Annotated in this window: 28 protein-coding genes; 13 read left to right on the top strand and 15 right to left on the bottom strand. The window is 31.4% G+C overall.

The window, feature by feature from the left end; translation table 11 throughout:
* Positions 1-25 precede the first annotated feature (25 nt).
* From glgP to tmk, 3 genes are all read right to left on the bottom strand, one after another.
* On the bottom strand, positions 26-2500 hold the full coding sequence (glgP, locus tag QEJ31_RS00720; RefSeq protein ID WP_280591847.1) for an alpha-glucan family phosphorylase: 2475 nt from the start codon (positions 2498-2500) through the stop codon (positions 26-28).
* A 63-nt stretch (positions 2501-2563) separates the two neighbouring features.
* A complete protein-coding gene (locus QEJ31_RS00715) occupies positions 2564-3406 on the bottom strand; it encodes an AAA family ATPase (RefSeq protein WP_280591846.1) in 843 nt (280 codons plus the stop codon).
* Positions 3403-4059, bottom strand: coding sequence for a dTMP kinase (gene tmk, locus QEJ31_RS00710; protein ID WP_280591844.1), 657 nt, complete (start codon positions 4057-4059; stop codon positions 3403-3405). Before tmk ends, QEJ31_RS00715 begins: the two co-directional genes overlap by 4 nt.
* Positions 4060-4185: 126 nt before the next feature.
* Between tmk and QEJ31_RS00705 the strand changes: the two genes are divergently transcribed.
* Positions 4186-4677 carry a hypothetical protein gene (locus tag QEJ31_RS00705; protein WP_280591842.1) on the top strand — a complete coding sequence of 164 codons (492 nt, stop codon included), beginning with the start codon at positions 4186-4188 and terminating at the stop codon, positions 4675-4677.
* 42 nt (positions 4678-4719) lie between these two features.
* On the opposite strand, the gene QEJ31_RS00700 is transcribed toward QEJ31_RS00705, so the two are convergent.
* The 4 genes from QEJ31_RS00700 to QEJ31_RS00685 all read right to left on the bottom strand — a co-directional run bounded on the left by QEJ31_RS00700 (position 4720) and on the right by QEJ31_RS00685 (position 7916).
* Positions 4720-5040: an RNA-binding protein gene (locus tag QEJ31_RS00700; RefSeq protein ID WP_280591840.1), complete on the bottom strand. Its 321-nt coding sequence runs from the start codon at positions 5038-5040 to the stop codon at positions 4720-4722.
* 205 nt (positions 5041-5245) lie between these two features.
* Complete coding sequence (locus QEJ31_RS00695) at positions 5246-5836, bottom strand: hypothetical protein (RefSeq protein ID WP_280591838.1); 591 nt, start codon at positions 5834-5836, stop codon at positions 5246-5248.
* Positions 5827-7098: a hypothetical protein gene (locus QEJ31_RS00690; RefSeq protein ID WP_280591835.1), complete on the bottom strand. Its 1272-nt coding sequence runs from the start codon at positions 7096-7098 to the stop codon at positions 5827-5829. Before QEJ31_RS00690 ends, QEJ31_RS00695 begins: the two co-directional genes overlap by 10 nt.
* A 20-nt stretch (positions 7099-7118) precedes the next feature.
* Positions 7119-7916 (bottom strand): hypothetical protein, encoded by a 798-nt coding sequence (locus tag QEJ31_RS00685; protein WP_280591834.1) that lies wholly within the window; start codon positions 7914-7916, stop codon positions 7119-7121.
* 58 nt (positions 7917-7974) lie between these two features.
* Here QEJ31_RS00685 and QEJ31_RS00680 point away from each other — a divergent pair, with 58 nt between their 5' ends.
* The 3 genes from QEJ31_RS00680 (at position 7975) to QEJ31_RS00670 (ending at position 9842) form a co-directional block, all read left to right on the top strand.
* Positions 7975-8298 carry a hypothetical protein gene (locus QEJ31_RS00680; protein WP_280591832.1) on the top strand — a complete coding sequence of 108 codons (324 nt, stop codon included), beginning with the start codon at positions 7975-7977 and terminating at the stop codon, positions 8296-8298.
* Between the two features lie 164 nt (positions 8299-8462).
* Positions 8463-9461, top strand: coding sequence for a hypothetical protein (locus QEJ31_RS00675; protein ID WP_280591831.1), 999 nt, complete (start codon positions 8463-8465; stop codon positions 9459-9461).
* A gap of 9 nt (positions 9462-9470) precedes the next feature.
* The gene (locus QEJ31_RS00670; protein ID WP_280591829.1) at positions 9471-9842 is read left to right on the top strand and encodes a redoxin domain-containing protein; all 372 of its coding nucleotides are present in this window, start codon (positions 9471-9473) and stop codon (positions 9840-9842) included.
* 4 nt (positions 9843-9846) lie between these two features.
* Here QEJ31_RS00670 and QEJ31_RS00665 read toward each other — a convergent pair whose 3' ends face one another.
* Genes QEJ31_RS00665 through QEJ31_RS00645 form a run of 5 tightly spaced genes read right to left on the bottom strand, consistent with a single transcriptional unit; the run spans position 9847 to position 14808 of the window.
* Positions 9847-10161, bottom strand: coding sequence for a hypothetical protein (locus tag QEJ31_RS00665; RefSeq protein ID WP_280591827.1), 315 nt, complete (start codon positions 10159-10161; stop codon positions 9847-9849).
* Positions 10158-10769: an adenylate/guanylate cyclase domain-containing protein gene (locus tag QEJ31_RS00660; protein ID WP_280591826.1), complete on the bottom strand. Its 612-nt coding sequence runs from the start codon at positions 10767-10769 to the stop codon at positions 10158-10160. Before QEJ31_RS00660 ends, QEJ31_RS00665 begins: the two co-directional genes overlap by 4 nt.
* Positions 10770-10827: 58 nt before the next feature.
* Entirely contained in the window at positions 10828-12072 is a 1245-nt protein-coding gene (locus QEJ31_RS00655) for a URC4/urg3 family protein (RefSeq protein WP_280591824.1), read from the bottom strand.
* Positions 12065-13312 carry a GTP cyclohydrolase II gene (locus QEJ31_RS00650; RefSeq protein ID WP_202914074.1) on the bottom strand — a complete coding sequence of 416 codons (1248 nt, stop codon included), beginning with the start codon at positions 13310-13312 and terminating at the stop codon, positions 12065-12067. The genes QEJ31_RS00655 and QEJ31_RS00650 overlap by 8 nt, the downstream gene beginning before the upstream one ends.
* A gap of 17 nt (positions 13313-13329) precedes the next feature.
* Complete coding sequence (locus QEJ31_RS00645) at positions 13330-14808, bottom strand: aldehyde dehydrogenase family protein (protein WP_280591819.1); 1479 nt, start codon at positions 14806-14808, stop codon at positions 13330-13332.
* 223 nt (positions 14809-15031) lie between these two features.
* Here QEJ31_RS00645 and QEJ31_RS00640 point away from each other — a divergent pair, with 223 nt between their 5' ends.
* The 3 genes from QEJ31_RS00640 (at position 15032) to QEJ31_RS00630 (ending at position 17580) form a co-directional block, all read left to right on the top strand.
* A complete protein-coding gene (locus QEJ31_RS00640) occupies positions 15032-15433 on the top strand; it encodes a TraR/DksA C4-type zinc finger protein (RefSeq protein ID WP_280591817.1) in 402 nt (133 codons plus the stop codon).
* 211 nt (positions 15434-15644) lie between these two features.
* Positions 15645-17273, top strand: a complete 1629-nt coding sequence (locus QEJ31_RS00635; protein WP_280591816.1) for a peptide ABC transporter substrate-binding protein — start codon at positions 15645-15647, stop codon at positions 17271-17273.
* 91 nt (positions 17274-17364) lie between these two features.
* Complete coding sequence (locus QEJ31_RS00630) at positions 17365-17580, top strand: hypothetical protein (RefSeq protein WP_280591814.1); 216 nt, start codon at positions 17365-17367, stop codon at positions 17578-17580.
* On the opposite strand, the gene QEJ31_RS00625 is transcribed toward QEJ31_RS00630, so the two are convergent.
* The 3 genes from QEJ31_RS00625 to QEJ31_RS00615 are packed head-to-tail and all read right to left on the bottom strand — an operon-like array spanning position 17577 to position 20483.
* Positions 17577-18218, bottom strand: a complete 642-nt coding sequence (locus tag QEJ31_RS00625) for a hypothetical protein (RefSeq protein WP_280591812.1) — start codon at positions 18216-18218, stop codon at positions 17577-17579. The two genes, QEJ31_RS00630 and QEJ31_RS00625, sit on opposite strands and share 4 nt — an antisense overlap.
* Before the next feature lie 55 nt (positions 18219-18273).
* Positions 18274-19353 (bottom strand): hypothetical protein, encoded by a 1080-nt coding sequence (locus QEJ31_RS00620; RefSeq protein ID WP_280591810.1) that lies wholly within the window; start codon positions 19351-19353, stop codon positions 18274-18276.
* Positions 19354-19367: 14 nt separating this feature from the next.
* Complete coding sequence (locus QEJ31_RS00615) at positions 19368-20483, bottom strand: FecR domain-containing protein (protein WP_280591809.1); 1116 nt, start codon at positions 20481-20483, stop codon at positions 19368-19370.
* 95 nt (positions 20484-20578) lie between these two features.
* Between QEJ31_RS00615 and QEJ31_RS00610 the strand changes: the two genes are divergently transcribed.
* The 6 genes from QEJ31_RS00610 to QEJ31_RS00585 all read left to right on the top strand — a co-directional run bounded on the left by QEJ31_RS00610 (position 20579) and on the right by QEJ31_RS00585 (position 26548).
* Positions 20579-20971 (top strand): ribonuclease P protein component, encoded by a 393-nt coding sequence (locus QEJ31_RS00610; protein WP_280591807.1) that lies wholly within the window; start codon positions 20579-20581, stop codon positions 20969-20971.
* Between the two features lie 10 nt (positions 20972-20981).
* Positions 20982-21203, top strand: a complete 222-nt coding sequence (gene yidD, locus QEJ31_RS00605; RefSeq protein WP_348524547.1) for a membrane protein insertion efficiency factor YidD — start codon at positions 20982-20984, stop codon at positions 21201-21203.
* 32 nt (positions 21204-21235) lie between these two features.
* Complete coding sequence (yidC, locus tag QEJ31_RS00600) at positions 21236-22948, top strand: membrane protein insertase YidC (protein WP_280591805.1); 1713 nt, start codon at positions 21236-21238, stop codon at positions 22946-22948.
* Positions 22949-23039: 91 nt separating this feature from the next.
* Positions 23040-24110 carry a R3H domain-containing nucleic acid-binding protein gene (locus QEJ31_RS00595; RefSeq protein ID WP_280591803.1) on the top strand — a complete coding sequence of 357 codons (1071 nt, stop codon included), beginning with the start codon at positions 23040-23042 and terminating at the stop codon, positions 24108-24110.
* A 50-nt stretch (positions 24111-24160) separates the two neighbouring features.
* Positions 24161-25645 carry a tRNA uridine-5-carboxymethylaminomethyl(34) synthesis GTPase MnmE gene (gene mnmE, locus QEJ31_RS00590; protein ID WP_280591801.1) on the top strand — a complete coding sequence of 495 codons (1485 nt, stop codon included), beginning with the start codon at positions 24161-24163 and terminating at the stop codon, positions 25643-25645.
* A 57-nt stretch (positions 25646-25702) separates the two neighbouring features.
* On the top strand, positions 25703-26548 hold the full coding sequence (locus QEJ31_RS00585) for a hypothetical protein (protein ID WP_280591799.1): 846 nt from the start codon (positions 25703-25705) through the stop codon (positions 26546-26548).
* Positions 26549-26556 lie beyond the last annotated feature (8 nt).

The raw sequence follows: 26556 nt of genomic DNA, 5'->3' as shown, positions 1-26556 counted from the left end.
TTTGTCAAAATAAGATTTTTATCTTTTACCTTGCGACTAAATCCAAATCAAGATGTTCTGGAAATATTATGGGATTTGGACAAATTCTAATTGTGTAAGTTCTAATTTCTGGATTCATTGTTTCTAAATCTATTTTGTAAAGAAAGTGATGATTATGCTGGTCACTCTCTATACATTTTAATTTTAAATCTTTCTGATTATGAAATATGTGAAAATTATCGGAACTTTCTAAAACTAGATTTACCTCTAACCATGCTTCAGGAAATGGTGAAAATAATTCAACTATTAAAGTAACGTTTTCACCAACAATAACGGTATCTGATGGTTTTAACTCAATTTTAGCAACTGAAACTTGCTTCCAATTTTCTTTTAATATTTGGACATTATTTATATGCTGCTTCAAGGACTCAATTTGGTCGTTAGAATGAAAAGACCAATTTTCATGAAATATCGAAGCTGGTTTGTATGATTTTTTAATATAGTCATTTAGCATTCGATGTGAGCTAAATTTTGGTATTAAAATAGCAATGGATTTTTTCATTTTCTCAATCCATTCAACCGGTATTTTATTGCTATAGTATAAAGGGGCAATTTCTAATTCTAATTTATCATATAAACTTTCAGCATCTTTATCGTCGCGTTGAAATTCATCATGAATTTCTTCTCTGTTACCTATACTCCAACCTAAATCAGGTTCGTATGCTTCATCCCACCATCCATCTAAAATTGATAAATTTAATCCACCATTAATTGCAACTTTTATTCCGCTAGTTCCAGATGCTTCTAGTGGTCTGATAGGATTATTTAACCAAACATCAACACCTCGAACTAATTTTTGAGCAATATGCATGTCATAATTTTCTAAGAATAAAATATTTGCAGATAAATTTTCTTTTTGAATTGATTGAACAACTTTTTGAATAATTTCTTTGCCTAAATGATCAGCTGGATGTGCTTTTCCAGAAATAATTAATTGGATAGGCCGTTCAGAATTTTGGAGAATTTTTTTCAGTCTATTAATATTTCTAAAAATAAGATGACCACGTTTATAACTAGCAAATCTTCTTGCAAAGCCTATTGTTAAATATTCGCTTGAAAAATTGCAATTTGGGATATTTGATAACAATCTACTTTTTCTATTCAAATGTACATTCCAAAGTTCTGTACTTGGAATGTTTTCAACTCTTTTCCAAATAACGGGATCAGCAAGTTTGGCATCCCACCCTTTACCCAAATAAAAATCAAATAATTCAACTAATTCATTACAAATCCAAGTTCGAATATGTACGCCATTTGTGATCCCTTGAATAGGAACTTCGTTTTCAAGTAAACTTGGCCAAAGTTGTTTCCATATTTTTTTAGATATTTTTTTGTGTAATTGGCTAACACCATTTCGATGCCCACTTGTTTTTAAAGCAAATACAGGCATAGAAAATTCTGAAAAATTATCAGGAAGTCGACCTAATTGATAAAAGTCATCATCTGGTATACCATATGTTTCTTTAATATTTCCCAAATATTTTCCAAGCAAAGGAATAGGAAAAGCATCATTTCCAGCAGGGACAGGTGTGTGAATTGTAAACACTTGTGTTCCTTTTGTTGCGAGTAATGCTTCTTGCCATGTTAAACCTTTTTGAGTGAATTGAGCTACTCTTTCTAAAGTCAGAAATGCTGAATGGCCTTCATTTAAATGATAAACAGCGGGATTTATATTTAGTTTATTTAGTACTTTGATTCCGCCAATTCCAAGAATCAATTCTTGTTGTATTCTTAGATCCTGACCGCCGGAATACAATCTAGATGTAATTTGTCTAAATTCAGGAGAATTTTCTCTTATGTTTGTATCAAGCAAATACAATGGAATTCTTCCTACATTAAGTTTCCAGACTTGGGCATAAACTTTTTGTTGATTAATTTTTATATCGATTAGTAAAGGATTATTAGATGATTCCGTAACAAGTTGCATTGGCAAATAAAAAGGATCATTAATATCATATTTTTCAGTTTGCCAACCTTCTTTATTTAAATTTTGGCGAAAATAACCTTCAGAATAAAAAAGTCCAACACCAATTAAAGGCAAGCACAAATCGCTCGCTGTTTTTAAATGATCGCCTGATAAGATACCAAGTCCGCCAGAGTAAAGTAAAATACTTTCATGCAAGCCAAATTCCATTGAAAAATATGCAATTGTATTTCTTTCATGATAATCTTGAACTTTAGTAATTCCGTTTTCTAAATATTCTTTAAATTCATTATAAACTTCATTTAAATGTTCTAAAAATCCATTGTCATCTTTTAAATTTTCCCATGTAGCAGAAGGCAATGTATTTAAAAGTTTTAATGGACAGGGACCACTGAGTTCGTATTCTTGAGGATCTATTCTTCTAAATAAATTAATGGCATTACTATTCCAAGACCACCAGACATTCCTAGCAAGTTCCCAAAGAGCTTCTAGATTTTTAGGTAAAGAAGAACGTATATGTAGTTGTATAGTACGCATGAATATTCCCCTAAGTTTTTGTCCATTGAATACTTGCTTGAATTTAGGAGAATTGCAACTCTGTTAATTTATTTTGTGACCTAAAAAAATTCTTGTTAACCATAAATATGTTGATGGATTAAGGTTTTCAGCTTGTTTCCATTCTGTTACATTCGCTAAAATTGATTTGGCTATCATAAGGAAACTATGGTCTTTTTTTAAGTTTTCATTTGTAGCTAACACAATTATATCTTGAATTGTTTGTGGAGAATATTCTTTGGCTATTTTTTCACATAAATCGAGCACACTTTTTATTTCAGCTGCTTGCAAGTTTTTGGTAGGTTTTTCGAAAAGAGATTTTGGAAGATTAGGAAAATAATTTTTGAAACTACTAATTAAATTTTTAATTAAATTAAAATCATCAATATTGATTGTATTTAAAATGTTATTTTGTGAAAAATTATGAAAAGAAATAAAAACTTTTTGACAGCGACTCGCAATAGTAGGAATTACTGTATTAATATTTCTAGTTGTTAAAATAAAAACTGTTTTTGTTTGAGGTTCTTCTAAAGCTTTAAGTAAAGCATTTGCAGAGTTTAAATTCATTCTATCGCAGTTTTCAATATAGATAACTCTTCTTTTACCTTCGGATGGTTGATACAGAATTAATTCTTTTACTTTATTTAAATCTTCAAGCCTTAATATTTTTCTTGTCCTGTCAGCAACAAAAATGTCATTATGTTGAGTAGCGGTTTCAAAAATATTTCCATCTTTTATTTGTGTTAACTCAATACCTGCTAAATGTTTTAGTAACAAACAAAAATCATTTTCAGGCAAGCTATTTGCTTCAAAGTATTTCGACACAAATAAAAATGCATGATGTCTATAATAAATTGTATTTTGAATAAATTCTTCAAACGAAATCATATAGAAATACCTAAATGTTTTTCTAACGCGACTTTAATTTGCATATGTATCTGTTCTTTACTTTGATTGGCATCTATTAAAACTCGATTAGGTACTTTGCCATTAGGGTATGTATATCGTTCTTGATATATTTTTGTATATCCTTCTTTTATCACTTGATGAATTTCTTTTTCTTGTGAATCCATGCGATCTAATGTTCGTTTTTTTTCTTTCGCCATCCGTTGTAAAGCAATATCAAGATCCGCCGAAAAAATAAAAGTGAGATCTGGAACAAGATCTTCTAAAAAAATATGGGAAATTTTATCGATAGTTTGTTTTGGAATTTTTCCTAATATACTTTGATAGACATAGGTACTGTCTAGAAAACGATCACATAAAATTATTTTTTTTTCACCAAGTTCAGGTTGAATAACCTTGGCTACATGTTGAGCTCGGGATGCAGAAACTAAAAGCAATTCTGTTAAAGGGAGAGGAGATTCTATACTAGGATCGACTTGTTTAAACAATGAGCGAATTTGTTCTGCAAACGGGGTTCCGCCTGGTTCTCTAGTTAGTAGGCAAATTTTTCCTTGTTTTTTTAAAGCTTTATGAAGAAACTCGAGTTGTGTCGTTTTTCCTGCTCCTTCTCCGCCTTCAAATACAATAAACGCCATTTTTGTCAGTCCTAAGTTTGTGCAATGTGGTTTTTGCCATGGGTAAAAATCCCCCCATCTTAGCTAGCATAAAACATGACCGAAAGAGAAAGAAGTGGAAATAAGAAATTCGCTGGAGGATTTCCTATGGAAAAGCTTGAATTAGATTTAACAGGTGTCTCAGCTTATTCCGACCCTTCCCATGCAAGAGATAGAGAGCTTTGGCGTGGGTTTTTGAGCTATGCCTTACCTGTTGTAATGGCTAATGAAGTTGAGAACTTAGAGCAACAATTAGCTGATGCTGTAGTTTACTCATTTGATGAGTTGACAACAAGTGGTGGGGAGTCTGCTTCAAAAGAGGAAATTATTAGAAATATCTCAACACTTCTTGCGAAGGAAATAGGAGTTCCGCCCGAATTTGCCCTTGCTTCTTTTTATGAGGGAGAAATTCCAACAAAATTATATAAAGTTAAGTATAGATCTATGAAAAAAAGTGCAAAGGTTCAGCAAGAAGATAAAATGATTGGAACTTGGTTAGCAGATTTAGCTAAAGTTCAAGAGGATAAAAAATTTATTAAAATGGTAGAAAATTGGAAGAAGTGGTTGCAGGAAAGCAATCCATTACCCAAAGCAGGGTAAAAAAAAGCAGTAATTTAAAGGAGTTAAATTACTGCTTCGTTTTTAGTAACGCGTAGGGCGGCCTTGGCGGTCACCACGTTGGCCTCCGTTGAAGCCTCCACGGTGATTGCGAGGTTCTGGTGGACGAGCTGGATTAACAACCATAGGGCGATTATTTAGTTCACTTCCATTAAACATTTCAATTGCTTTGTCAGCATCTTCTTTTGTTTGCATTTCTACGAAACAAAACCCTTTAAAACGTCCTGTTTCACGATCCATAACTGCTCTTACAGATTCAACTTTCCCAGCTTTTTCAAAAAGGCTAGCAATATCATTCTCTGTAGCAGAAAAAGGCAAATTGCCTACATATAACTTGGTACCCACAGGATCTCCTGATGAATTCTACGTGCCGACCAAACACAAAAGCCCCATGCCACGCGTTGTATCGAACATTAAAAAACTATGAGACTTCGGTGGCTCTGAATATTTTTCATGACGCACGCACTATTCTCATGGGATAGTGTTTCATGGAACGTGTTTACTTGCAAGAGAAAAATGTTCCTGCAAAAAAAATGAATAGACTTAGGGGTTAAAAAATTTGAAAAGTCGTTTCCAGACCATAAGCCCACTTAAATCTATAGTCATTTTGCACCATTACAAATCTTCCAAATGGCTCAATGACAATAAAACCACTGAGGATAGGAAATCCAATCCCTAATTGGACATGGGAATAAAAGATATTTTCACTTCCAGAGACGCTATCATTTACTGATACAATAGGGTAATTTGTGACTAAAGTCGTATTTCTATATGTGAATCCAAAAGCATAAGAAAGACTAGGAAGAATAATCCAGTCAAAAACAAGACCGGTTTCAAGCATATAGCGTAAATCTGTTTCTTTAATTTGAAGCCCCTGTGGCATATCTGGCTGTATCCATGAATAATTTAACCGAAATCCTGGACGAAACCAAAAGCGAGAAAAAATAGGCATATACCCATAAACAACGACTTCAGGTGCGAACTGGGAAAAAGTCGCTTCCCCATAGTCTTGCCTAATATAAAATACTCCTGCTCCTCCGCCTGCAAGATGAAAATTTGCAGACTCAGCAGCTTGTATTGAGGAAGCGAAACAAAAAAAAGGTAAAAAAAGAAATAAAAATTTTATTTTTATTATGGACATGTAAAACCTGTTCTATAATTACTTGGAAATCCAGTTGATCCAAAGTTGTTTTTTAATTGAGAACAAATTTGCGTTTGGGAACTACCTGTTCCTATTTGGTTTAGAAGAGATTGAAAGAATGAACCTAATATTTGTCCATTATAACTAGTATTATTGCTATCCCCATTACTAGGACTACAATAATCTGAAAAATTTGGCGTTGGTAAATTTAACATATTATTTTTTGTTGTCTTTAAAGCGTTTGTTAATAAATTCATCATAGTGCTTCTACCAGATAACGTAGTTTGATCTTGGCCTAAATTTGCTTGTGCTTTAAAAATGGCATTGGCAAATAAAGTACCAATACAGTAAAAGCTTTGTTGGCATATAGAATTATTTGAATCAGCTACACCATTTGAAATTTGATCATAATTGAAAGTAATAGATGAGAAATTTCTTTGTCCACTTGTTCCTTTAATATCTATACTGTTTTTTAATATATTAGTACTTCCGGTCATTGTATAACTAAGAAGATCTGCGAATCCTTCATTGAGTCCTCTAATTACGTATTCTTGATTAATGCGATTACAATCAGGAGTACTTCCGCTATCAAAGGCAAGTTCCCAAATAGAATGCCCAGATTCATGCGCAATTACCTGTAAATTACTAGATAAAGGAATATTTTCTAAAGACGATCTTTGATATAGTAAAAACTGGTGGGCTCCAGGCATATAAGCTGCATTTAATTTCCCTGAAGCTTGAATTGTAGAACCATCACCGGAAAGTATGATAGAAGGTTCAAAAAAAACTTTAATTGATCCGTATATTGAATTGATATAACTGGGACTAAAACCCGTCATTGTTAAAATATTACTCATAACAGTATCAAATTGAAAATATGCTGATAACATAGCCGCTGTTGAGTAATCTTTTGGTGATACTGCACCATTTACAACTTTATATCTTAAATTTACATTTTTCGTTTGTTCAAAACTTTTTGCAAATACAATTGAGCCTGTCACATATTTAGCTGTTAATTTTCCTCCTTGATACATTTGAAAGTAAGTTCCAGATAAATTATTTAAATCTTGCAAACTAGCATAAGTACCAATATCGTATTTATATGTTGGAGCTTCTGATCTCTGCTGGGAGCTAATTAAAGGAATAAGCTGTAAAACAAATGCTGAATAAGGCGGTCCTGAAACAGAGTCTTGGTTTTGACAACTCATAAAAAAAATAGCAGAAATAAGAAAAAATATTATGAAATGTTTATTTAATATCATATTTTTCTCCAGCATATTTCTTAAAATAAAACTTGCCAACCTAACCAAGGACCGTAAATAAGATCGCTTAAATTAAAAAAACCAAAATTTAAATTTGATTCTTTTCCCGTTTTAATATTCATTAAGAATCTTCCAAAATAGGGAATAGAATTGCTTCCTGCAGTGTAATCAAGTGATATTTGTTGCCCTGGATCATCATATCCTATGCGAAAAAAAGGTGCATAAAGAAATTGACCTTCAATACCAATATAATCATTAAAGAAAAGTTGATAGCCAAAGCCAAATGCAACAGTGCTAACTGAAAGTTTGTAATATTTTAAGTCTTGAGGTTCACCTGATTGTAAATTTAAATTGAGAGCTGTTAAATGAAAAGTAAGAATATTGTATGAATTAAAAAAATAGGAAGTGTTATTTGTGAAGTTATAATAACTTAAAGTAGTTTTTAAATTATTTCCTTGTGGCGAAAGATAAACGTAACTAGCATAACCAGTGATCACAGAACTAATATCTTTATTACTAAAAAAGCGATATCTGGCTTTCAAATATAAAAAAGGTTGAAGGGTAAATAAAGTTAAAACCCCTAAAGCTGAATTTGCCCCAAGTGTAAAGTTTTCGCTAACGCCATAATCTACACCAGTTAAAGGTAGATCAAAAGTAAAACGATTTTTTGGAACCATCCCTGTGTCAAAATAACCAGCAAACATACTTAGTGGGGTTGCTGTTGGAGCAGATTGCTGAATTGAATCTTTACCTCTTTGAGCAAAAGCAGAATATGATATAAAGAGAATAAAGAAACAAAATCTATTTAGTTGTTTCAATTGCTTTACCCTTTACCTAGTTTATGAATTATTTTACTGAAAGAGGAGAACTTAAGAAATGAAGTCAAAAAATATTTTTATCATGATTCTGACATTGTTTAGTTCGGTTAGCATTACTTCATGTTTAACTGTAGGTAATCAATTTCCAAGTACAGTAGTTTGGATAAAAGCTAATGAAACTACACGTGCCGAAATTGAAAAGGCCTATGGCCCTCCTTTTCGGGTTGGATATGATTCTGGTTTGAAAACATATTCTTATGGATATTATAAATATTCAGCTTTTTCTGAAAGTCAAACCAAAGATTTAACAATTCGTTTTAATTCTAATGATACGGTTTATAATTATAGTTTTAGCAGTTCATTTCCTGATGATAAAAAATAGGAATATTTCTTTTTCCTTACTAAATTCATAAAATATAATTATTTATTGCAAAAATTTCATACTGCAACAATTTGTTTCATAAAAGGTGTTGAGAAAATATAGGAACAAAATATTTCTAATTTTGTTGTGAAATATTATTTTTACTCTAAGTTAGGAATTAATACGTGAAATTTTCAAAATTATCTTTAACATCTGGATTAGCTACCTTATCCTTAATTTCCTCTTATTCTTATGCATGTTCATCTTGTGGTTCAAGCGCAACAACTCCTTTAGTTTTAAATCCAAATGAAAATTTAAAAGCGTATTTGGGTATTTCACAAAATTTTGGATACATGAATTATAAGGAAAGTGATTCTCAAGGAGCAATAAGAACAACGAATCCAAAATTAATAACAAGAAAAACTTTAACTCTTGCTATTGGTTATAGACTTACTGATGATGCTTTTATTACATTAACAGGAACGTTGAATCAAAATGAAGGACCTATAGATACAACAGATCTATCAAAAGGAAATAAAGTTAAATATGTTTTAGGAGATCCTATTTTATCAGGACGTTATAATTTGGTTAATATGGGGATAGACAATGTATACAGACCACAAGTACAATTAGTCGGAAGTTATAAACCTAAAATAGCAAAAAATATGGTTGATTTGGATGGAGACGCAATAGATACAGTCGGAAATGGCTTTCATCAAGTCGGTGGTGGTATAGATTTTTGGTGGGGAATGAGTTGGTTACAATTTGGTGCAAGTCAATTATTTACTTATTCATTTGATAGAAAACCAGATAATGTTAATGCTAGTGGTATGACTCAATATAAAAGAACAAGAGATATGCAATATACTACTGTACTAACTTTAGGCCATGTTCTGAAAGAATATAAATTAGCATTCCAAACAGGAATGATTCTTGATTATATAGGTGAAGAAACAATTTATCGTAAAAATGAAGCTACTGGTTATTCAACTAAATATGTTAACCCTACTCAACAATCTAACTCTGTTTTCTTTTTAGTTAAATATAATGTTACAGAACAAGATACTTTAAGATTTTCTTACACAATTGGTGGTGCATATGATGGTAATTTAGGACCTTTTACAAATTCAAATCAAACCACATCAAATTCAGCATTAATTGCATATGAAAAAACATTCTTTTAAGAGTAAATAATGCGACTAAATGTAATTAAAAAAATTATATTACTACTTTCTTTTGTATTTACAAATCAAATTATTGCTCAATGTAAAGAATTTGAAGAGAAAAATTTTGATTTTCTTTTAAATAGTGAAAGCAAAATTGAATTAATATTTTTCTCATCTTGGTGCTCTGATTGTAAAGATGATCTTTTAAAGTTAAGCAAAGAACAAAAAATATTAAAAAATAAAATTGTGATAATAAATACTTTTGACAGAATTGAAAATGCTAATAAAGCATTAAAAGCACTAAATGTTGATTTTGATTGTTACTTTGATAAAAATAGAGTTTTAACAAAAAAATATAACATTAAAACTGTTCCAAGTCATATTTATATAAATAATTAATATATTATCTTCTTTTCTTAATTGTATTGTTATCAGTAAGGAAACCTTCTAATCTTGCTAATTGCAACAGGGTTGAGGAAAGAAGTTTATTAATATTAATTGCAGAATATTTTAGCCATTCATGTGTAGTTTTATCATTTGGATATTTAAGAATACAATCATCAGTATACGCTTCGTAATTATTTATTAATTCAATAATTTCTATGAGTTTGCTTGGGCACTGGCATTCTAACATGTCAGCATTATCTTTCAGCTTTTGAATAGAATCTTTTGTTAATTTCCCATTCTGATCTAATAAAGAATTTTCTTCAAAACTCATAAGTCATCCTTTTTGATTTTACTGAAATTTGTAGGTAATAGCCAATAAAGGGACTGCTGATTTTTTTTTCCAGTTATATTTACTTTTCCAAGAGCGTTAAAATTAAGATAATTACTACAAGATAAATATGTACTTTCTGAACAAATAATATCAACTAAGAAATTTCTAGTTAAGTGCTCAATTTTTGAAGCAGTATTTACAACATCTCCATAAATAGAAGAGACTAGTTTGTTTCCAACCGTGATATTACCAAAAACAACATCACCAGTATTAATTCCTATCCCAACTGAAATAATAGGTTTTTTTAAGAAATAGTAATTTGAATTAATAACCGTTATTTCGTCTAATATTTTTAGCGCACAAATGCATGCAAATTTTGCATGTTCTTTTTGTGAATCAGTGATACCAAAATGCGCTAAAATTCCATCCCCCATTATTTTATCTACTGTTCCCTTATTTTTAATAATAACTTTACTTAAACTAGAAAGGACATAATTTGCAAAAGAGAACGCTTCTTCAGGCGGTTTTTCATCGAATAATGTAGTAAATTTACGGATATCACAAAATAAAACAGTTGCATTAAATTTTTGCGGCTTATTTGTCTTCATAGCAAAACCTATTCCGCCAAATTAAATATATACCATTATAGTATAAATTTTATATATATTAAAAGACAGTGCCATCACTATCAATTTTTATTGGCGGAGAACCATCTTTCCTAAGTTGCGCTGCAATTTTTCGTCCTGCCCACCATGTTCCACCTTCAAGAACTCTAGCTAATGGAAATTCAGTAGATTTTTTTCCTAAATTTTCTGTTACTTTTTTAGCAATTTCATCTAATAAAACTATTGTTAATGCTCGCCATTCAACAATTATGGGTGAACCGGGATGATGCAGTTTATCTAAATCATCTTTGTTTTTTAATGAAATTAATCCTGAATCAAGCATTAATCCACCATTTCTATACTCAGCAAGACCTGTTAAATTATCGATTTGTCCAATGGTAAAACCAGCTTCCATTAAGGGTTCAAACATAGAGTATGAAAGCCATTGTGACAATTTATGAAAAGGAACCAAAGACTCTATACCATCACCTAATAAAGGATAGCTCCAGACATCACCTAAATTTATTTTATTAATAGAAATACGACCGGGCCAAATTGATCCTAAACCTCTTTGTATTGTACGTAAAATTTGAGTAGCAGTCATGTGCCCAGTTGGGAATTTTTCTTGCAAATAATCTAAGATATTTCCAATTCTTGGTTTATCAGCTCCAAACATTTCAGGATCTTTAAGTAAAGTTTCCCCTAAATTTTGCAGTAATTTTAAGCGACCATCTAAGCCAATTAGAAAATTTTTCTCTGATACTTGGAGTGCATTTGCTAATTCTTCTAATGTAAGTTGTCTTAATTTTTCTGCATGGACTTGATATGGTTTATTAGAATCAAGAGAAAAAAAGCCAGAAAGAAACAAGCGCAGGCTAGCTACGGCCAAACCTTCGGAACGAGAATATTCTTTTCCAGTAGATTTTTCAAAGTATTTCCATCTACTTCCAGCGCCAGCATCAAGTAATACGCTTATAATAACTAAATCTATTTTTGATTTAGTTATTTGATAAGTAGTTAAATCTTTTAATGCTAATTTTAGTTCAGATAATCTATCAAAATGACCAACATTAAAATGATTCCAACGCGAATGAAAGGGGATATTTAAATTTGGATAATTATCTAAAGTAACAGAAGAAACAAAAGTAGATACTTCATCCAATTTGTCAGAATTTACTTGAAAAAAAGTCTTGTTTGCTAAAGATAAGTTAAATATTTCTAAAGCTTTTTTTCTAATAGTAAGCGGAGAAAAAATATATTCTATATCGTGAATATCTCCACTAAGATCTTTGAGCATATCATTCATCTAATTTGCGTCCTTTTACTTTTTTAAGTTCTGTGACACTTTTTGTTTTACCTTCAGTATAATAACCAGCAGCTTTTTTGGCTTCCATTTCTACTTGTGCATCTGGTGGAATTAATTCATCAGGTATAGAAACTCTTCTTCCAATCTCAATCCCACTATTTACTATTGCATTATATTTCATATCACTCATTGAGACTAAATTATCAATTCTACGAATTCCTAACCAATGTAAAACATCTGGCATGAGTTGCTGAAAACGCATGTCTTGAACACCAGCAATACATTCTGTGCGATGAAAATATGTTGCTGCACTGTCTCCACCTTCTTGGCGTTTTCTCGCATTGTAAACTAAAAATTTTGTTACTTCGCCTAGTGCTCTTCCTTCTTTTCGAAAATAAACAATAACTCCTGCTCCTCCTTCTTGAGCAGTACGAATAGATTCTTCTATTCCATGTGTAAGATAGGGTCTGCAAGTACAAATATCTGAGCCAAAAACATCTGAACCATTACATTCATCGTGGATTCTTACAGTAAGTTTTTTTGATAAATCACTTACATGATTTACTTCACCAAAAATATAAATACTTGTACTTCCTATAGGCGGTAGTAGTACTTTTAAGTCTCGTCTTGTAATGAGTTCTGGAAACATTCCACCAGTTTGATCGAATAATACCCGCCTGAGATCTCCTTCTGAAACCTGAAAACGTTTTGCTATTCCTGGAAGATACCAGACCGGATCGATTGCGGCTTTGGTAACAAGAACATCTTTATTTTTTGAAATAATTTTATCATCTATATGAAGTCTGCCAGCATCAATTGCCGAAGATATTTCGGGCATATTAATATGTGCTTTTGTAATAGCGATTGTTGGGCGTATATCATACCCTTTTGTGAAAAAACTTTGAAAAACTTCTCCAACTTTAGCTCCCCAAGGATCTAAGCTCACAATTTTTTCGGGATCTCCCCAAGATGGAAATGGTCCAATATCAACCACGGGTGATGTATTTGTTAAATCTGGTCGGTGTTCTACCGTAAGAGCTCCTGAGGCATTAGCTAATGCTCTATATACTGAATAACTTCCGCTATGAGTTCCAATAGCATTTCTGTGCTCACGTTTCGTTAAAGATGCTACGACAGGTCCTCTTAGTAAAGGATCGGCTTCTCCCCAATTTAAAGGTGCGGCCTGTTTAAATATACTTGCTGGATGTGAAGTTAACAAAACATGTCCAAAGTTAACCATAATATTCTCCAATTTAATTAGGACATCCAATTTTGATTTTTTATTTGAAACCATTTAGTTGTTACTTTTTTCCGGTTGCTCCAGAACTCTAAGCCTCCATCACTTGTAATATCTCCATGCCCAAATTTCGAATGATTAATGCCTCCAAAAGAAAAAGGTTCTCTTGGAACCGGTATTCCAACATTAATACCAATCATTCCAGCTCTAGCATTTAATGTAACAAATTCTGCAATATCACCTCTCGTTGTAAAAACTGATGCGGCATTGCCATAGGGGTTAGCATTTTCTATTTGCATTGCTTCTTCAATATTTTTACAACGAATAATAGATAGTACTGGCGCAAATAATTCTTCTTTTGCAAGAATGCTTTCAGGTAAAACATAATCAATAATGGTTGGGTTTAACCAATTACCTAGAGATAATTCTTTTTCAACTTTTGGGTTTCGTCCATCAACTAAAATTTGTTCTTTATTTAAACTCGCCGTAGAAATTGCTTTCTCTACTTTCTGTAAAGATTGTTTCGTTATTAAGGCTCCGATATCTTTTCCAGGCGTAAAATTCTTAGCTTTAATAATAATATCTTCGATAATTTTTTGTGTATCACCTATTGCAAGTAAAACACTAGCGGCCATGCAGCGTTGTCCGCAACAACCGGTAAATGAAGAAAGAATTCCTTCAACGGCAAGTTCATTAATTGCGTCTGGCATTAAAAATATATGATTTTTAGCTCCACCCAAGGTAAGAGCTCTTTTTCCAGACGTAGTAGCTTTTGTATAAACATGTTTTGCAACTGGTGTAGAACCAACAAAAGCAATTGCTTTAATATTTTCATGATCACATAATAAATCTACTGTTTCTTTATCCCCTTGAATAACATTTAAAACACCATCAGGTAAACCTGCTTCTTTGAAACCTTGCGCTAAATAATATGCAGTCATCGCTGTTTTTTCTGATGGTTTCCAAATAAAACTATTTCCAACCATAATTGCTATAGGAAACATCCACATTGGAACCATAGCTGGAAAATTGCTTGGAGTTATACCTGCTACGACTCCTAAAGGTTCGCGCCTATATTCGCATTGCACACCTTTAGAAACAGTCATTTTTCCAAGTTGATCGAGATTTTGAATAGAAACAGCATAATCTAAAATTTCAATTCCTTTTAACAATCCATCCTTCGCTTCGTTCGGTAACTTCCCACATTCATTACTAATAATTTTTGCTAGTTCTGTTAGATTTTCTATTAACCATTTACGATAATTTAGAAAAATAGCAGCTCGATCTCGGTAACTATATTTTTCCCATTCTTGCTGACTTTTACTTGCACTGAGTACAGCTGAATTAACGGTTGCATTTTTGCTACGATAGGTATTCGCTATGATCTGTCCTGTAAAAGGGCTCGTAATGTGTCCCATTTTTTCTTCAGGAAGCTCCCATTTACCTGAAATAAAATTAAGACATTCTTGAATATTCTCAATGTTATTGGGCGAGAACATAAAATCCTTATCCTTTTTCTTGGCTTTACTGAACAAAAAGAGTATGCATACTATCCCTAGACTATTGGTGAGAATTTATTGTATGTCAATTTTCCGGTGCGGTAAATTCAACCCACTAATAAAAAGGCGAATTTAGACAATTGATGTTTTAATTTGCATCCAATAAAGTCATACCAACGTTTATTTGAATTGGTATCCGTGTTGTGTAGGAGAACAGAAAACGATGCCGCCTAAAATGCCTTCTCAACCACAGGAATTGACTCGTGAAGAAGTCGGTCAATTAAAAGCACTCCTTACGAAATTGCGAGATGAACTCTACGCAAAAGAACAGGCACGTAAGAATGAAGGAGCTTATGAGATCAGTCGTGACGATATTTCAGATGAGACTGACCTTGCCTCTGTGGAAACCGATCAAGAAGTAAATATGAAACTTGCTGAAGCAGATAGAAACAAAATTGCTCTCATAGAAAAAGCTCTGCGTAAGATAGATGCTAATGATGGAACTTACGGTCTTTGTGAAGGAACCGGAGATCCTATTGGTTTCAAACGTCTGCAAATTCAACCATGGGCTCTGTATTCTTTGCGCCATCAAGAAGATCTTGAAAGGGGTAAACGGGCAACATAATTTATTATTTTTCTTAAAAGCCTTACTAGTTTTTTAGTAAGGCTTTTTTTTATTCCCTAAAGACATATTTTATTTTTATTCTTTAAGTTTTTAAATAAAAATGCTTAATGATATATTTTAAATTTATGCATGAAATATTTTACTATTAGTTAGCTTTTTTTTTTAGCTAGTGGTACTTTACTTTAAATAAATTATGAAAGGAAAATAAAAAATGGGTCTTAAGTTCAAAATAATCCTTAAATACTTTCTTATATTTTACAGTACCTTTGTCTCTATACAAACAATTTCGGCTGAACTAGAAAACAATCAAAAGGCTGCAAAAGTACAAAAATTAAATATTTCAAATGGAACAGAAATTGCAACATTAGATCCGCAAAAAGCAGAAGATGCTCCTACAACAAATGTTGTTCAAGATTTATTTGAAGGTCTTATAAGAAATGATGCTAGCGGTAACTTAAAACCCGCAGGAGCAGAAAGTTGGAAAGTAAGTAAAGATGGTCTTACTTATATCTTTCATCTGAGAAAAAATGCAAAATGGTCTAATGGTGATATAATAACAGCAGATGATTATGTCTTTGGATTTCAAAGATTAGTTGATCCTAAAGTAGCATCCTCATATTCCTTTTTAATTTTCCCAATAAAAAATAGTGAAGCTATAAATCAAAGTAAATTATCTGTAGATAAGTTAGGCGTCCGTGCACTAGACAAAGAAACATTAGAAATTACATTGACTTCTCCAACTCCTTATTTTTTAGAAATTATAGCAATGATTAATTGTTCACCTGCAAAAAAAGATGCATTGAACAAACATAAAGATGATTTTTTTCAACTTGGAAAAATGATAAATAATGGACCTTTTCTTTTAAAGTACTGGAAAGTTGGTGATAAAATAACTTTGGTAAAAAATCCTAATTATTGGAATGCAAAAAAAACACTTTTAGAAGAGGTTAATTACTATCCAACTCAAAGTCTAAGTACTGTTGTGCAAATGTATGAAACTGGACAAATTGATTTTACCAATGAAATTCCTACTGACCTATTTGATCATTTGAAGAAAAAACTTCCAGGAGAAGTCAAAATAAATCCTTATTTAGCAGCATATTGGTTGTCATTTAATATGCAAAAAAAACCTTTTAAAGATAATTTGAAATTAAGACAAGCACTTTCAATGGTAGTTGATCGGGACATTTTAACTAAACAAGTAACAAGAAGAGGTGAAATACCTACATATGATATAGTTGCATTAGGAACTAAAAACTATTCCCAACAAAAATATGAGTGGGTAAATTTACCTTTTACAGAAAGAGTAGTAAAAGCTAAAAAATTATATGAAGAGGCAGGATATGGTGATAAAAATCCTTTAAAATTAAAGATAACTTATAGCACTAATGAAAATAATAAAAAATTGGTTCTAGCTGTAGCTTCAATGTGGAAACAGCATTTGAATGTTGATGTAACTTTAGAAAATCAAGAATGGAAAGTATTTTTAAATACAAGACACAAAGGAGATTATGACGTTGCATGGGATAGATGGGTTGCAGACTATAACGATCCAAATACTTTTTTAGATGTCGTTCGTTCTGATAGTCAAATGAATAGTCCCAAATATAGTAACAAAAAATTTGATCAGTTGCTAAAATTATCTTCTTTTGAAATAGATGCTAAGAAAAGAAGAAAGTTACTAGAAGATGCTTCTCTTTTGTTTATGCATGACTATGCTATTGTTCCATTATATTCAGCTGTAACCACTCATCTAGTAAAAAGTTACGTTGGTGGTTATACTGGTAAAAATTCACAAGATTTTAATCCAAGTTTTGATATGTATATAAAAGAGCATTAAATTTTAAGAAAAATTGTTACTTTTAAGACATGTCACTTAAGTGACTCTTGATTAGTAAGAAAACTCTCCGAAATTTAAGAAGGAGAGTTTTATGGCCGCATTTTTTAAATATCTATCAATATTTTTTATTATTGGATTGGTTTGGTTTGGCATTTTTTCAATTCAAGTGTCTAAAAAAACGACTTTATTTGCAGCCATTCAAAAAGAATTAAAAGTTGCTCCTGAAGAAGACGATGATAATTCAAATAAAAAACAAATTGATAGACAAAAGGTAATAGATGCTATTTCAAGGGCATTTGATAATTAAAAATGTTTCATTATATTTTTATAAATAAATAATGTTCTATGTACTGAAATGACATAAGGGTCATCGAATTTTAAATCAAAAGGAATTCCTAAGTCATCATCAAAGCAACAAGGCATCGAAACAGCATGAATTATTGTCGTATCACTTTTTTTCGTAATCGCTTGTATTGATGCTTTCAGACTAGCATGTGAGTGGACGAATAATAAAACAATTGTACTAAAATTACTTAGATCTAATTGACAATCTTCAATTTTCTGGGGGAAAATAGAAAGGTTTTTTTTGTCTTTGATTTTTTCTAATATTTCTTGGTAATTTCTTTGCATTTCAGGATCAATTGAAAATACATGCCACTTTGTCATGTTTGCAATATAATACCCAGTACGAGGATTAATACCATCTCCAACAATAACAACAGCTACAGATTCATCAGAATAATTTAACTTTAGTTTATGCCTTACAGCTTCAAATGCGCCTTGTGTTTCTGAGATTTCTTTAGCATTCGGGTAAAAACCCGTGCTTAAAAGTTTAGGACCTGCTTTTAGTTTTAAAAAAAAGTCGATATACCTTAAACTAGGTTTTGTTACTTTAATGGTGTAGTATTCATTTGTTTCATAGTGATCAATAACGGGTCTTGGCATAGTTGTCCTCTAATCTTGGGGAAAAACCCTAGTTGCCCGTTAGAATATCTGTATTTTAAAATTGGTCAATATTCTGTATTAAAATTGTGTCCGTTAATACTTTATGAAATGGTTTGATAATTTTTAAGCCATTATCACTCAATCCATATGAGAAAGATTTATTTCCATTCGGAATTTTAAAAAATATACCATTTTCAACACCAGAATTAAGTAGAAATTCTATTTCCTTTTTGATATTTTCTGGATTTTTAAGATTTAACCAGTTTTTTATTATATCTACTTGAAACTTATCTGATTTAAATTCTTCTGAAAAAATTTTTGCCAACTGTGATATTGATATTGGAGAATCAGGGAGTAATAAGTTACCAGTTTGATCTCTATGCGGTACTAACAAAGAAATTATAGACATTACTTTTTTGGGATCGTTTGTTCTTCCTGTTCGATCATCTTTTAGTAAAAATAAGGTATTATTTTTTTGAGAAACACAAACAAATGATTCTAATCTCCAAGAAAGTAAAGATAAAGGATCTTCCTGTAATTTATTTAGAAAATTAAAGACAGAATTTTTTAAAGTATCAAACTCATCTAGAAAAAATTCGTTTTCATCAAAAACAGAGTCATCATGATTAATATTGCTATTTAAAGTGATTTTACTAATTTTATTTCTGCTATAACTTCTAATATTATCTATAAAATCTGTTGGAAATATTGACATTCCAGTAAGATAATCTTCTTCTTGTTCTGTACAAAAAATTCGTTTTATAAACTCTTGTGCAAATATTTCTTCTAATATATTACTTGTATTATCAAAAATTCTTTCTTTTTCATCAGGGTCTAGTTCTTGTAAAAGCAAATCAGCAACTATCATGAGCCATTTTTTTATATAAATTGGACTTAAATTTGCTAATCTTGATATTTCTTTTATTATAAAATTGACACTTGTTGGACAAAATAAACTGAATCCAAAATGTTTGTAAGAAAAGGCAACTTCAGTAATTAAAAAATCTTTTTGAAGGCTTGATATTTGTTCATCTTGATTATTAATAATTGCAGCTGCTGAGAGTAAGTCAATTAATCTTGTATTTTTTTCTACTGTTTTTAGATGATAATGAATTTCTTTGAAAATATGCAGCATGTTATTTCCTGAAATTATGGTGTACTCGGACTATTTACATTTATAGTTATGTTTTTATTCACTAAGTATCCAGTATTTGTTTGAATAATTTGACTTATTTGACGATTTAATTGATTAGTTATTTCAGATATCTGTTGGAGAGAATTTTTAATAGGGTCATAATCAGCATAACTTTTGGGGCGTAAAGAGTTATTGCCTTGAGCAACTAGTAAATCGTTTAAAGCACTATTTGTACTAACAACAGAACTTGTTCCATCTGGGTTAAATACTATTTTTCTTTGTTCTGTTACCCCACTGTTAATTTCAGGAGAAGCATTTGCACTTTTATCACTGCCAACTTTATTGCCAGGGGTGTTGGTAGAACCAGACTCCTTACCAGGAGTATTATTATTTCTTTTATCGTCTAATCTAAAGTTTGGATCCAAAGCTTTTGCATCTGAATTTAATTTGTTGAGAACAGCTGGTGGAATAGCTTTGGGTAATGTCGGAGCTTTATTTCCTACTATTTCAGTATACAAATTAGATGCAACAACGACTGATTTACTTGGATCAGCTAAACTTGTTACTTGAACAGTTCCAGTAGTTACGATAACTTGAGTGTTTCCAGGAATAGATGCATCGATAAAACCACTTGTTCCCCTAATTCCCATAACTGAGTTTGATGTTTTAAATTTTGCGTCTACTTTACCTGTCTCATTCTCACTTTCTTGAGGTTTTACAAAAAAGCGGACTTTTCCTTTCACAACATCAATTGCTGATTTGACATCATTAACCGCTTCAGCTTTTTGTTTTATTTTGTATTCAATAAGTTTTAAGTGCGCATTTTGAAAAGCCATTATATTGCTGCCATCATTAAACAGTAGTTTTACAGCAGTCTTTTCATAAGTTTGAACCTCATCGGTTTCATACAAAATGGAGTCTTTTTCTCCGGGAATGTTCTTTCCATTTCTAATTATATCTATTTTTCCAATAATATTTGCTATTTTACCTATCCCAGGGGGGGAATTTGTAGTTTGTGAGTAAGTAAAATTTGAATTTATAAATGTTGCAAAAGCTAAGGACAGTAATATAACCCTTATGATCTTGATGTAAATATTGTTAAGCACTGGATTATCTACATTTATGAGCATATTTTCCCTTTGCCCTAGATTCTGACTGTATTTAGAGCATAACTAGTATTCCTTTAGAGTGGTTAGTTTAGTGCCAAAAAGGACGACACTTAATAATGCAAAATCAAACAAATTTTCTTATTGAGAAAATAGAAAATTTTTCTCTCTTCTTTGAAAAAGCGAGAAAAATCAAAACAAATTATTTTCTGTTCTATTTTCAAGTCAATAATTCCCTTATAGATAGCAGTGTCTTGAAATATGCAATTATTTCATCTAAAAAGGGTGTGCATAAAAGGGCTGTAAAACGGAACAAAGCAAGAAGAAGGATTCGCCATGCTTTGTTCTCTGTATTAAAAACATTTGATTTACCTTCTGAGATTGCCTTGGATATTGTATTTATGGCAAACAGAAGTGTGCTATCAGTAACTTGGGAGCAGTTATTAGAAGAAATTTCATTGATACTTCAAAAATCGCTAAAAGAGAAAGAAAAAGGGTTTGAAAGGAAATAGAAGTTTAAAAATTTTAAATGATTATGCGACTTTATTTTTTGTGCTGTTGATCAAGTTTTATAAGAAGTGTATTTCTCCAGCACTTGGATCACATTGTCGGTTTTATCCGAGCTGTTCACAATACAGTCTTGAGGTATTTCAGAAGTATGGTGCTGTTAAAGGATTGGGCAAAACAACTGTTCGTATTTGTAAATGCCATCCTTTTCATAAAGGCGGAGTTGATTTGCCTTAATGTTTTAACTAAATTTAGAATGGGATTTGGAAGTGAAAAAAGAATCAATTGGTTTTATGTTAGGTTTATTTTTGTTAATTGGCGGATATATTGCTATTAACCAGTACTATGTCCAAAAACAGCAACAAGAAATCGATGCGCATCAGAAAAATATACAGGCAGCCCAAGCAAAAAATTCTGATCCAAATATAGCAGCACAGGGAACAACAATTCCTTCTCAAAGTGTTATTCCCACAGTACCCGCAGAAACTCCAAAAACAAGCATAGAAAATGCATCTGCTGTTTTACCGGTAGCAAATCCAAGCGATCTCATCATCAAGAAATCATATGCTACTTTTGAATTTACTTCTGTAGGAGGATGTTTAGGAAGTAACATTTTAACTGGTGAAAAATTAGCTTATAATGATTCTACTCCTGTTTCTGTCATAGAAAATTATAATATTTGTAAAGCTTTTGGATTTCGAGTGGGATCATTCGACTTACGTAAAGTACCTGCTGGAATTTCTAAAAATTCCCAAGGAGATTTGCAAATTGTACAAACTGTAAATGGTTTAGAAATTACCCGTATATTTAAATTTGCTGATGTTAATTATTCTGGTGAAATGCAAGTAGTTGTTAAAAATATTGCCCAAAATGCACAAAGTACAAGTGTTGACTTTGAAATTGGAGCAACGTCAGATAATAAAAATAATGGAGGCTTTTTATCTTCAGTTATGCCTCAGTATCATTCAGCTGCAGTCCGTTTGCCTGATGGAACAGTAAAAAGAGAGATGACTCAATTCGAAGAATCTGCAGGTCAAAAACTTTTATTGAGCGAGTCTGGCAGCTTTTTTTCATGGTTCACTGTCGATTCTTTGTATTGGATGAATGCAGTTATCCCGCAAAATCAATCACCAATTGCTTTTGAGGTAGTAAGAACTGGATTTAATTTAAGTAAAGCGGTAGGTCTTCCTTATGATCAAACTGTTTATGAAGCATGGGTAAAACAACCTGTAAATCTTGCGCCAGGTCAATCTGTAGCCTTGAATTATAAACTTTATATTGGCCCTAAAAAAGAAACAATTTTAAAAGACTTTGATCAATATCATTTAAGTGAAACTATTGATTATGGATTTTTCAAAATTATAGCTCGTCCTATGTACCACATCGTATTTTTTATTCATGGTTTAGTAAATAACTGGGGTGTGGCAATCATTCTTTTAACGATATTAATTAATATAGTCTTTTTACCTCTGCAAATTAAAGGTTATTTATCTGGGCAAAAAATGCAGAAAATTCAACCCCAAATGAAGGCTCTTCAAGAAAAATATAAAGAAGATAAACAGGCTCTGCAAAGAGAAACGATGGCGTTAATGTCAAAAAGCGGAGTTAATCCTTTAAGCGGATGCCTTCCTTTGTTACCTCAAATACCCGTGTTTTTTGCTTTAGACTCCTGTTTAAGACACACATTTGATTTGCGTCAATCACCATTCTTTTTTTGGATAAAAGATCTTACTCAACACGATCCATATTTCATATTACCAATCTTAATGGCAGTTTTGATGCTTGGTTATCAGAAGATGATTCCAATGCCTTCCATGGATCCAACTCAAGCAAAAATGATGAAAATATTACCTTTGGTATTTTCCATCTTTATGGTTTTTTATCCATCAGGGTTGGCACTTTACGTGATAACAAATACTATTATTTCTATGATTAGGCAGGCGTTCCTGACACATCGGTATAAGAACGTTCATGAAAAATAAAGTAATCTATAATTAGGAGTCTACCTTTAGATTCTGAAAACAGCTAAGGCATTGCAGTAGCTGTTTAAACTTTTTTAAAAATGGAGTATTCATGGATAAAAGGCAATTTACTGGAAAAACTCTTGACGATGCTTTATCTGAAGCAGCAAGAGCCTTTTCTACTGATAAAGATTTGCTTTGTTATAATGTAATCCAACAACCTACTGGCGGAATATTATCTCGATTGTTTTCGCGATCTGTGAAAATTGAAGCTTGGGTTGAAACAGTAAAACAAGATTTACAAGCTGCCGCCCGTGAAGTTGTAAGGCAAACTTTAGGAAAAAGTAACACAACTAAAAATAATTTGTCTCCTGTAGGGAAAGTAAAAAAAGAAACGCATATGTTCTCTGAGCCTAAAACGGTAGAAAGAAAAACAGAGAGACAGAATATTAGTTCGAATACTCAAAGTGACTACCCACCGCGAACTTTTTTGAATATGGAAAGTGAAGGTGTACAAGAACTATTTGAAAATTATAATCAGTTATTTTTCTCTGCTTTTGGTATTTCACAAGACCAAGTTGAAATAATCGTGCAAGAAAATGAAGCTGTTGTTAAAGTTGTTGACTCTGAAATTGAAAAATATCTAAGTAAAAGTGATAAATTATCCTTGGCTTTTGAGCATGTCTTTAAAAGAATTGCGCAAAAAAAATTAGGAGATATTTCCTCCCGAATAACGGTGGAAGCAGGTGACTCTTCTGAAAAAAGAGAAGAAAGACTCATTGGAATGGCGAAATCACTTGCTGAAAAAGTTAAAAAAACTGGAAAAAGTGTAATACTATCTTCAAAAAGTAGTCAGGAAAGAAGAATTATTCACTTAGCTTTAGATGGTATGGCTGGGATTGCAACTCGTAGTGTTGGAACAGGTGATAAAAGAAGATTGGTTATTTATTCAACTGAAAAAAAACCAAGAAATCATGCAAATAATTTACCTAAAAATCAAGAGAAAAATTTTCCTAATTCTTCAAATCAATCTCGCTATAAAAAGAAAATTCCAAAAAAAAGAAATTCTAACTTCTCTATCCAAGATAAACAAAATACTGAAAGAGTAGGCGCAGTTTCTTCAATAGATAATTCGAAAGATGATCAAGATGAGCTTCCTCATACTCATCAGAAACATTTATAAATCTCACATAATAAAATATGCTTTTATTTTATTAAAGAAGGAAAGATGATTTGACCTCAAGTATTGATTCTATTTTTGCTCTTTCTTCCGCTAATGCAAGAAGTGCCATTCATATTCATAGAATATCAGGAATAAATTTACTTAAATATTTTCAAGGCTATTTATTTAAAGTAAAATCTAATGAATTAATAAATACTTCTTTAATTAATGATCAAATTAAATCAAAGCCATTTACTCAATATCTTATTCTAAAAGATACTGAAGGTAACATTATTGATGATGTATTATTTTCATATTTTAAGGCGCCGCATAGTTATACAGGTGAAGATGTAATTGAAATAAGTTCCCATGGAAATCCTCTTATAAGCAGTTTGTTGCAAAGATTATTTAGGCACCTTGGACTGCGTGATGCTTTACCAGGAGAATTCACTCAGCGTGCTTATTTAAATAGTAAAATTGATTTAATTCAGGCTGAAGGTATAAATCAATTGATTCATACTGAAACTTTAGGTGGAATTCAGTTAGCTAGAGAATCTGTTGGAGGAGAATTATCTAAAGAAACAGAAGAAGTAAAAAATATATTGATTGAAATTATGGCTTATTTAGAAGCTCATATTGACTTTGCTCCTGATGAAGTCGGGGATTACCAACCTGAATCACTTTTGCCATTAATGAAACAAGCTTTAAATAAAATGCAAATTTTATTAAAGTCTTATTCTTCAGGTTTAAGAGCGAGAGAAGGAGTGAAAATAGCATTAGTGGGAAAACCTAATGCTGGGAAGTCTAGTTTGTATAATGCTCTGTTAAAATATGAAAGAGCAATAGTAACGCACATTCCTGGAACAACTCGAGATGTTTTAGAGGATAGGCTAATTATTCGAAATAAAGATTTTGTACTAATGGATACAGCTGGCATTAGAGAAACAGAAGATGCTGTTGAAAAAATTGGTGTAGAAAGAAGTATCAAGACTTTAACAAAAGCAGATATAATTTGTCTAGTTATTACATTAGAAAATGTTAAGTATGAAGACTATCATAAATTTATTGATGAATCACTATCTGAATTTCTTTTGAGTTCTGAATTTTTTTCTGAGCAAATAATTCTTCCGGTGTTTAGCAAAATGGATACAATACCGAATAATTCTCTTGAAATTATAGAAAATAGCTATTCAATAATTATAAAAGACAAAAAATTTCATAATTTCCAAAGTATTCTCAGTAAAAAATGTATATTTTGTTCATATTTAGATACGGAAATTCTTTCTTCTGAATTAGTAGAACTGCACGATCAATTGACAGGTCTTTTAGGGCAAAAGAATAATCCCACATTAATTTCTGAAAGACAAAGAAATAAAATCGAAATTGCTGTCAAAAATTTAAATGAAGGCATAGATTTAATCTATAAAAAAGATTATCCTGAAAAAATATCTTCAGTGATTAATCAAGGAAGACAGTCATTACAGGAAGTTGTTGGTGAAATTCAATTAGACGATGTTTTAGAAAAAATATTTTCCACATTTTGTATCGGAAAATAGCTATAAATACATATTGAATTTTGTCTGTTATTAGAAAATATAGTAACTTGGATTTTTATGTTTACTTACATTACTAAAAAGATCAATATACTTGTTAAAGCAAAAGGTATTGTTTTTTTAAAATTCTTATTTTTTTGCTCTATATGTTGTCTTTTTATTCAACAATACTCTTCTGCTATTGAATTAAAAATTTGTGCAAATGATATAAGACTGGAAGATCCTAGCGCGCCAAATACAAATGTAAGCATCGATATATTAAAACAAGCTGTTAGTAATATGAAAAAAAAAGCAGATATTGAGTTGAAAATAGAATACATGCCTTGGAGTCGTTGCTTATTTTTACTTGAAAAAGGTGAAATGGATGCAGCTTTGATAGCATCACACAAAGAAGAACGGGCTAAGTATTTAGATTATCCTCCTGACGCAGGAGGAAAAGAAGGCAGACCATGCGCTTCTCTTTTTAAAATAGCCTGTTCGGGATATGTTGTAGTTACTTTAAAGTCTAATCCTTTTGAGTACAAAGGAGATGTAAAGTTACTACCCAGACCGGTAAGAGTTGCAAGAGGTTATTCTATAGTTTCCGATCTTGAAGATATTTTTAAAAATGATTTAGAAGTTAGTAAAAGTGATATGATAAATCTACAAAAGCTATTAAGAGATAAGCAGGGAAGTGTGATTACTCATTTTGCATATATTCTTGATCTTAAAAAATATCAGAAACTTTCCGATCAACTAAAAATTCATAAGAAATTTTATGTACAAAAATCATATTATATACCTTTTTCAAAAAAATCATCATTTCCTAAGCAGCATAGAATTAGTTTATGGAACGAAATTAGAAACGTATATAGTAATAAAGAATTAATTTCTAATTTAATATCTAAGTACTATAGTAATCAATAGAGTTTATT

This window comes from Pigmentibacter sp. JX0631 (genome assembly GCF_029873255.1).
Classification (GTDB): Bacteria; Bdellovibrionota_B; Oligoflexia; order Silvanigrellales; family Silvanigrellaceae; genus Silvanigrella.
This window is presented reverse-complemented; position numbering and strand designations above follow the sequence as displayed.